Annotated in this window: 10 protein-coding genes; 6 read left to right on the plus strand and 4 right to left on the minus strand. The window is 68.4% G+C overall.

The annotated features are described in order from the left end of the window. On the plus strand, positions 1-730 hold a 730-nt coding region (locus tag RJ03_RS16180; RefSeq protein WP_036503205.1), incomplete at its 5' end, for an MFS transporter. A 12-nt stretch (positions 731-742) separates the two neighbouring features. Here the strand turns inward: RJ03_RS16180 and RJ03_RS16185 are convergent. From RJ03_RS16185 to RJ03_RS16195, 3 genes are read right to left on the minus strand one after another with little or no spacing between them, the layout of a single operon-like run. Continuing rightward, complete coding sequence (locus tag RJ03_RS16185; protein WP_036503219.1) at positions 743-964, minus strand: CDGSH iron-sulfur domain-containing protein; 222 nt, start codon at positions 962-964, stop codon at positions 743-745. After that, the gene (locus RJ03_RS16190; RefSeq protein WP_036503207.1) at positions 954-1,604 is read right to left on the minus strand and encodes a HemK2/MTQ2 family protein methyltransferase; all 651 of its coding nucleotides are present in this window, start codon (positions 1,602-1,604) and stop codon (positions 954-956) included. Before RJ03_RS16190 ends, RJ03_RS16185 begins: the two co-directional genes overlap by 11 nt. A 27-nt stretch (positions 1,605-1,631) precedes the next feature. Then, the gene (locus RJ03_RS16195) at positions 1,632-2,726 is read right to left on the minus strand and encodes an iron-containing redox enzyme family protein (protein WP_083870861.1); all 1,095 of its coding nucleotides are present in this window, start codon (positions 2,724-2,726) and stop codon (positions 1,632-1,634) included. Between the two features lie 142 nt (positions 2,727-2,868). On the opposite strand from RJ03_RS16195, the gene RJ03_RS16200 reads away from it, so the two are divergent. From RJ03_RS16200 to RJ03_RS16220, 5 genes are read left to right on the plus strand one after another with little or no spacing between them, the layout of a single operon-like run. After that, on the plus strand, positions 2,869-3,516 hold the full coding sequence (locus RJ03_RS16200) for a flavodoxin family protein (protein WP_051024753.1): 648 nt from the start codon (positions 2,869-2,871) through the stop codon (positions 3,514-3,516). Positions 3,517-3,563: 47 nt separating this feature from the next. Next, entirely contained in the window at positions 3,564-3,980 is a 417-nt protein-coding gene (locus RJ03_RS36710; RefSeq protein WP_063820391.1) for a hypothetical protein, read from the plus strand. Further along, the gene (locus tag RJ03_RS16210; RefSeq protein WP_036503210.1) at positions 3,967-4,230 is read left to right on the plus strand and encodes a hypothetical protein; all 264 of its coding nucleotides are present in this window, start codon (positions 3,967-3,969) and stop codon (positions 4,228-4,230) included. The genes RJ03_RS36710 and RJ03_RS16210 overlap by 14 nt, the downstream gene beginning before the upstream one ends. A gap of 27 nt (positions 4,231-4,257) precedes the next feature. Continuing rightward, positions 4,258-4,815 carry a type 1 glutamine amidotransferase domain-containing protein gene (locus RJ03_RS16215; RefSeq protein WP_036503212.1) on the plus strand — a complete coding sequence of 186 codons (558 nt, stop codon included), beginning with the start codon at positions 4,258-4,260 and terminating at the stop codon, positions 4,813-4,815. Positions 4,816-4,839: 24 nt separating this feature from the next. Continuing rightward, on the plus strand, positions 4,840-5,466 hold the full coding sequence (locus RJ03_RS16220; RefSeq protein WP_036503214.1) for a UdgX family uracil-DNA binding protein: 627 nt from the start codon (positions 4,840-4,842) through the stop codon (positions 5,464-5,466). 79 nt (positions 5,467-5,545) lie between these two features. On the opposite strand, the gene RJ03_RS16225 is transcribed toward RJ03_RS16220, so the two are convergent. Beyond that, the gene (locus RJ03_RS16225) at positions 5,546-6,691 is read right to left on the minus strand and encodes an acyl-CoA dehydrogenase family protein (protein ID WP_036503217.1); all 1,146 of its coding nucleotides are present in this window, start codon (positions 6,689-6,691) and stop codon (positions 5,546-5,548) included. Positions 6,692-6,814: the final 123 nt, after the last annotated feature.

The raw sequence follows: 6,814 nt of genomic DNA on the forward strand, positions 1-6,814 counted from the left end.
CCGGCGCCCGGTCTTCCTCGCCGCGGCCCTGGCGACACTGATGGCGATGATCGCGATCGGCGCCGCCCTGTTCCTGATCTCGTTGTGGCTGCAGTACATTCACGGCTACTCCCCCGCCGAGGCCGGTATCCGTACGGCACCCGCCGCGGCCGCGACCCTGATCGGCTCGCTGACCACACCGGCGCTGCTGCGCCGGACCGGGGTACGCGGGGTGATGGTCACGAGCCTGCTCATCCTCGCCGCCGGCTTCGCGGTGCTGGCGATCTCGCCCGAGCCCACCAGCTACGCCGTGGTGGCGCTGGTATTGGTCTGCCTGGGCATCGGTGACGGAATCGCGGTCACCGCCGCCGCGGCGGTTCTGGTTTCCTCGGTGCCCGCCGAACGGGCCGGGCAGGGCGGCGCGGTCGAGGAGACCAGCTACGAATTGGGCAACGGCCTGGGGGTGGCGCTGCTCGGCAGTGTGCACGGCGCGCTGTTCACTCACTACATGAGCGACGTCCCGCTGGCCGGGGCTCAGGGCGAGACGGCTCGTGAATCGGCCGGCGGCGCGATCGCGGTGGCCGGCGACATCGGCGGCGAACTCGGGGCGCGAGTGCACGAGATGGCCTCGGCGGCATTCGATTCCGCGCTCACGGTCACCTCGTACGCGGCCGCGGTGGTGGTGGCGGCGGTCGCGGTCCTCACCGCGATCCTGATCCCGCGGCACACCAGCGTGACACCGCGGCACTGACACAGCGAGCGGTCAGCCGCGCTTGCGGCGATGACGGCGATGGGTGGTATCGCAGAGCGGATAGATTCCGGAGCGGCGGCAGGTGCACACCGCGACCACGAACCGATCGCAGCGCACGACGCGGCCGTCGTCGGTCACCAGCTCCACCGGACCTTCGATGAGCGCCGGACCGTCCTTGGTCAGCGTGACCCGGGTGCGGCGGGCCGGGCCGGGCGTGGGGTCGTCATTCTCGATCGGCACGGATCACCACCAGCTCCTCTTGCCGCGCCCCGGGTTCGATGAGGCGCTGTTGCTCCAGCCAGTCCGCGCGCCGGCGCAGCACGGGCCCGAATTCGCACGTTTCGCGGACGACGATCGCGGCCTTGAGCCCACCGTCGCGCAGCTGGCGCACGGTCAGATCCGGATCACACAGTGAGGAATGCACGATCAGCGCGATTCCCTTGGTGCGCAACAACTCCGGCATCAGCCGACACAGCGGGTCGAGCAGCGCCCGGCCGCTCGGCCCGCCCTCCCAGGCCCGTGCCCGGCCGTGTGCCGGAACCTCGGTGGGTCCCGGCACATAGGGCGGGTTCGCCAGTACCGCGTCGAAGGTGCGCCGGTGCAGCACCCGGCCGAAATCGCCGTGCAACAACTCCAGCGGCACCCCGTGCAGCCTGCTGTTGAGCCACGCCGAGGCCAGCGCGCGGCGCGAGATGTCCACCGCGGTGACCGCGGACGCACCGGACCGTCCCGCCTCGATAGCCACGGCACCGGTGCCGGTACACACGTCCACCACCTTGGACCCCTCCGGGATGGCGGCGGCCCCCAGCGCTCTGATCAGCAGTCCGGTATCGGCTGTCGGGGCGTAGACACCCGGTGCGCGGAACAGTCTCATGATCGCCGAATACCCGCCTTCCCATGATCAACCCGCGCGATCTCGCGGGATCGCCTCCGGGTCGCGCAGCGAGCTGTTCCCGGCCGACCAGCTGTCGAGCATGTGCCGGTCGATGGCGTTCTCCAGCAATGTCGTCGCCTGAATGCCGAAAACCATCGGTGCGATCAACTCGGGCTCGCGGGCCGAGAGATCGCCGATGACATCGCGGCGCATCACCTGTTCGTGCACCGCGTCGGCCTCCACATGTTCGGCATAGAAACGCACGCACGCCGGATGCGCGTCCAACCGCCGCAACGTGTCGACCATCCGGCGCGAAGCGGGGGGCGAGCTGATCTCCACACTCGCGAAATGGCCGACCAGTTCGCCCCGGAACTGCCGGTGCAGGCCGAACAGCGACATCATGTTCACCAGCGCCAGCATCGGCGCGGGGACGGCGTCGAGGTAGTGCAGGTAGGTGTCGTCGAGGCCGGCACCGGCCAGCAGATCGGCGAACAGCTGAGCGTGGACGTCCTCACCGCGACCGGCGCCGAACTCGTCGTATTCGACCGCGACCAATGCGGCCTTCGCCTGACCGCGCAGCCGGGGAATCACCCACGCGTAGGGGTCGGCTTCCTTGTGGTGATAGATCGATCGGTGCGCGAAGTATTCGCACACCTGCCACCACTGGCCCTGCTCGTTCAGGAAATGCCCGACGCCCGCGCCTTCGACCGGCTCGACGAGCAGATCGTCGAGTTCGCCGTCGAGGTCGTCGCCGCCGGGCACGTCGCGTCGCATCGCGGCCAGGAACCGGTCCTCGAGGTGGGCGCGCATGCGCAGCAACTTCGGGTCCCATTCCCACCGGGGATCGACGGAATCGAAACCGCGGTAATGCAATTCGTAGCACAGGTGCAGTGCCAGCTGCAGATCCTCGCCGTACGGATCGGCGTTCGCGGTGTCGAAATCGACATGGCAGGCGGTGCCGCCGAGCAGGGCGCAGATGCCTGCGGAGAGTTCGCCGCGCGGCTGCGGTAGCGGCGGCGCGCCGGTATTCACCGTCACCGGCGCCGGGGTGGGCCGATGCCGGGACGCCGAGAGCGGGCGGTGGCCGGATGTTCGGCGCACGTCGGGGTGCGGAATCTCCATAGGCGCCGCATACCCGGTGCTCGGCGCCTCAATCGGTGGCCCGCGCCGGTTCGATCGGCGGCGCCTGCCGGTCAGGTTCGACCGCGGTTCGGCGGGTATGCGCGAATCAGAGCATCCTGTCGCCCGTCGAAAGGAGCACATTGTGAACGACCCGACCGGTTCCCGAGCTCCCGGGGACGACCTCACCGCCATCGCGATCAGTTGCACGTTGAAGAAGTCACCGGATCGATCGAGCAGCGAGCTGATCGCCGAGCAGGTGCTGCGCGAACTGTCGAACCACGGCGTCACCGGCAAGACCGTGCGTGCCGTCGACCTCGATATCCGCCCCGGCATCACCGCGGACGAAGGTGACGGCGATCAGTGGCCGCAGCTGCGCGAACAGATCAGCACCGCCGATATCGTGCTGATCGCCACGCCCACCTGGCTGGGCCACATGTCCTCGGTCGCTCAGCGCGTACTGGAACGCCTCGACGCCGAACTGTCGGTCACCGACGACGAGAACCGGCCCGCCATGGTGGGCAAGGTGGGCATCGCCGCCGTCGTCGGCAACGAGGACGGCGCGCACAAGATCTGCGCCGATACGTTCCAGGCGCTCAACGACATCGGCTTCACCGTGCCCGCCCAGGGCTGCACGTACTGGAACGGCGAGGCGATGAGCGGCGTCGACTATCTGGACCTGGACAACACTCCCGAGGCCGTCGCGACGACCACCGCGGGCATGGCGCGCAATGCCGCGCACCTGGCGCGGACCCTGAAGGCCGCGCCCTACCCGGCCTATCCGTCGTCGTAGCGCGCCGTCCACCGCGCGGCCGATCATCATCCGTTCGAGGAGTCGACATGTATACCGACAACGCCGGTCCGCGACTACGGGCCGGCGAGCCTCCGATTCCGGAACCGGTTCCACCGCAGCCGGTTCCGGATCCCACGCCCGAACATCCGATTCCGGCCCCGGACCCGGATCCGCGCCCGCCGATTCCGGAACCCGATCCCGTGCCGGGCCGCCCGCCCGAACCGGGCCGGCCGATTCCGGGCCCGAGCCCCGATCCGATTCCCGGTCATCCGCCGCCCGATCCCGGACGGCCGGCCCCGCCGGAACCCACCCCGGAACCACCTCCGGATCCCGGCCGGCCCATCCCGGGACCCGCACCCGATCCCGGCCCGGATGTACCCGGCCGCGACCCGCGGCCCCCGGTTCCACAGGCCGGTGTTTCACCCGCTGTCGGCCGGGCACCCGCCGGACATGACATCCGATGAGCAGACCCCTGGAACGCATCCGCAGGTCACCGCCGAGGATCTGCGGATGCTGCTGGACGCGGGCAGCCCCGGTACCCGCCTGGTGTTGTCGGAGGGCCGGGTAAGGCTGGCCACCGACAGCGGCGAGGACGGACTGGAGCTGATCCGGCGTCCCGAACTGGCCGACCGCATCGGCAACCACCCCGATCAGCACGAACTGGCCGAACAGGCCGAACTACTCAACACGCTGATCCGCCTGCAGGGCGCCTGAACGCCCCGAGCCCGAGAAGGAGACGAGATGAGCCGACCCGACCGAGAGCCCGCCGTCCTGGTGGTGACCTCGCAGACCGGTGTGGAACGCGACGAGCTGCTGGAACCGCTGAAGCAGTTGCGCGACAACGGTATTCGTGTCACCCACGCCGCCCCGTCCACCGACGCGGTACAGACCTTCGTCCACGACACCGAGATCGACACCACCGTCGACCCCGATACCGATCTGGCCTCGGTGTCGGTGAGCGATTTCGACGCGTTGGTGGTCCCCGGCGGCACCGTCAACGCCGACAAGTTGCGCACCACGAAGGAGGCCGTCGACCTGGCGCGCGGATTCGCCGACGCCGGAAAGACGATCGCCGCGATCTGCCACGGCCCGTGGCTGCTGGTCGAGGCCGACCTGATCCGCGGCAAGACCATGACCTCGTATCCGTCGCTGCAGACCGATGTGCGCAACGCGGGCGCTCAATGGGTCGATGAGCAGGTGGTCCGGACGCAGGACGGCTGGACGCTCATCACCTCCCGCAATCCGCGCGATCTGGACGCGTTCTGTTCGGCGATCGAGACCGAAGTGGGCGCGAAGTGACGAGAGAAAGGTGAAGGCGCCGTCGTGGTAAAGGCTCCGGGCGCAGCGGAATTCGTGCCGGACACCACCGATCTCGCGCGACTGCGCGAGGCCGCCCGCGGATGTCACGGCTGCGATCTGTACAAGCATGCGAACCGGACCGTCTTCGGCGAGGGCCCGCCGCACGCCCCGATGGTGATGATCGGCGAGCAACCCGGCGACCGCGAAGATCTGGCCGGGCATCCGTTCGTCGGCCCCGCCGGAGCGCTGCTGAACCGCGCCCTCACCGATGCCGGAATCGACCGCGACGCCGTCTATCTCACCAACGCGGTGAAACATTTCAAATTCACCGAGCGCGGAAAGCGCCGCATCCATCAGAAGCCCGGGCGCACCGAGATCGTCGCGTGTACGCCCTGGCTGACCGCCGAACTCGACGCGATCCGTCCACAGCTGGTGGTCTGCCTGGGCGCCGTGGCGGCGCAGGCCGTCTTCGGCCCCGACTTCCGGATCACCCGCGACCGCGGGCGGCTGATCGCACACGATGATCTCCGTGCGCTGGCCACCATCCATCCGGCCGCCGCGCTGCGCGCTCCCGATCGTGCCGAGGCCTACGACAGTCTGGTCGCCGACCTCACCGAGGCGGCCACCGCACTGTCGGGAACGAGCTCATAGCGCGAAAATACTTGCGGCACACAACGGCCGCCGCCGGAGAACCGGCGGCGGCCGTTGCCGCGAGAGCATCCGGGGTGCGTCAGCTCAGCTTCAAGGAGCGGCCGATGATTTCCTTCATGATCTCCGTGGTGCCGCCGTAGATGGTCTGCACCCGCGCGTCCATGTACGCCTTGGCGATCGGGTATTCGCGCATGTAGCCGTAACCACCGTGCAGCTGCAGGCATTTGGTGATCAGGTCGAGCTGTTCCTCGGTGCTCCACCACTTGGCCATCGCGGCATCCTCGGCCGAGAGGGTGCCGGCGTTGAGGGCCTCGATGAAGCGGTCGACAAGCACGCGCACCGCGGTGGTCTTGGTGGCCAGCTCGGCCAGGACGAACCGCGTGTTCTGCTGGGCGCCGATCGGTTTGCCGAAGGCCTTGCGATCGCGCACGTACTGGATGGTGGTCTCCAGGCAGCCTTCCATCGCGGCGGCGGCCATCACGGCGATCGACATCCGCTCCTGCGGCAGGTTCTGCATCAGGTGGATGAAACCCATGCCCTCGGTGCCGAGCAGATTCTTGCCGGGAACCCGCACGTCGGTGAAGCTGAGCTCCGCGGTGTCCTGCGCCTTGAGACCGATCTTGTCCAGGTTGCGGCCGCGCTCGAAGCCGGGCATGCCGCGCTCGACGACGAGCAGCGAGAAGCCCATCGCCCCCTTCTCGGGATCGGTCTGCGCGACCACGATCACGATGTCGGAGTTGATGCCGTTGGTGATGAAGGTCTTGGCGCCGTTGATGACCCAGTCGTCGCCGTCCTTGACCGCGCGGGTCTTGATGCCCTGCAGATCCGAACCGGTGCCCGGCTCGGTCATGGCGATGGCGGTGATGATCTCACCGGAACAGAATCCGGGCAGCCAACGTTGCTTCTGCTCCTCGTTGGCCAGCTCCAGCAGATACGGCGCGATCACGTCGTTGTGCAGCGAGAAGCCCAGCCCTGAGTACTGGCCCTTGGTGGTCTCCTCGGTGATCACCGCGTTGTAGCGGAAATCCTCAACCCCGCCGCCGCCGAACTCCTCGGGCACCGCCATGCCGAGGAACCCCTGCTTACCGGCCTCCAGCCACAGCTGCCGATCCACGACCCCGGATTGCTCCCACTCGGCATGGTGCGGCGCGACATGCTGATCCAGAAATTTACGGTAGGACTCCCGGAACAGATCGTGTTCGGGCTCGAAAAGGGTGCGCTCCACGCCAACCTCCTAGTGACCACATCGGCAACTCGCCTGCCACATACGGTACCCGGAAGGGGAATCGCGGTTCACTTCAGATCCGAAAAAAGTCGCTTACCTGTGCGAAAAGCTTCGGAGGGCGGT

The sequence above is a fragment of the Nocardia aobensis NBRC 100429 genome (assembly GCF_000308375.1).
Taxonomy (GTDB): domain Bacteria; phylum Actinomycetota; class Actinomycetes; order Mycobacteriales; family Mycobacteriaceae; genus Nocardia; species Nocardia aobensis.